Genomic DNA, 216 nt, shown 5'->3' with positions numbered 1-216 from the left:
GGTGGCGGGTGGGATGAGCCAGGGGTGGCGGTCGTGGCCGATGGTGATGTCCCAGTCGCTGGCGTGGATCTGGGTGTGGCAGGAGGGGCAGAGTAGGCAGCCGTTGTCGAGATCTGTTGTGCCGCCGTCGATCCAGTGGGTGATGTGGTGTACGTGTGTCCAGGAGGCGGGTGCTCCGCATTTGATGCAGCAGTGGTCGCGGATGGTGATGGCTTT

The 216-nt window shown here is 63.9% G+C and carries 1 protein-coding gene; it reads right to left on the bottom strand.

The genetic code is table 11. The annotated features are described in order from the left end of the window. On the bottom strand, positions 1–216 hold a 216-nt coding region (locus B3T59_RS00440), incomplete at both ends, for an HNH endonuclease (protein WP_287001223.1).

The sequence above is a fragment of the Gordonia sp. UBA7860 genome, assembly GCF_002500165.1.
Lineage (GTDB): Bacteria > Actinomycetota > Actinomycetes > Mycobacteriales > Mycobacteriaceae > Gordonia > Gordonia sputi.
Note: the sequence above shows the minus strand (reverse complement) of the source record. Positions and strands in the feature narration are given on the sequence as shown.